1 protein-coding gene is annotated in these 584 nt (G+C 47.6%); it reads right to left on the reverse strand.

Going from position 1 to position 584, the window contains the following annotated elements:
• A partial coding sequence (locus tag R8N49_RS29010) for a flagellar type III secretion system pore protein FliP (RefSeq protein WP_318190688.1) occupies nt 1–580 on the reverse strand: 580 nt, incomplete at its 3' end.
• Nucleotides 581–584: the final 4 nt, after the last annotated feature.

Genomic DNA, 584 nt, shown 5'->3' on the forward strand with positions numbered 1-584 from the left:
CGATTTGGAACGCAGTTTTAAGCTCACTGATCACAAACGCAGGAAGAACAACGGCAAACGAGATGTCTTCTACTTTTTGATCGAGCGGCTCATTGGCAATTCGCAACATTTGCTCAAGAGAGCTTTGATGGGTTTGCGCCAACATGAAGTTGCGCACGGGCTTTTCCGCCACGGAAAATGCTTGAACCAGCGTAATTTCACCATTGTCGTATGGTTGGAACGCATTCTCGTAGATATCCGTCCAAACAGGGCGCATGATGAGCAGAGTAAGCGTTAATGCAATACCCACTAACACGCGGTTTGGCGGGCTCTGCTGCAAACCAAGCGCTTGGCGCAAGATAGCCAGCACCACAATAATGCGTGTAAAGCTCGTCGCCATCAAAATGAAAGCAGGAAGGAAACTGAGCGCCGTCATCAACAAAAGAATTTGTAGTTTAACGCTGTACTCTTGTTGTGCGTCGCCGTCCGTAACGGACAGAATTGTTAAGCCGTTGTCTGCTGCCATTGTTGGGAATGCAAACAAAAGTGACACCAATACCAACAAAGGTAACCAACGATGCCAAGCGCTCAGATTGTTCATTGTA

The organism is Vibrio sp. 1978 (assembly GCF_033344345.1).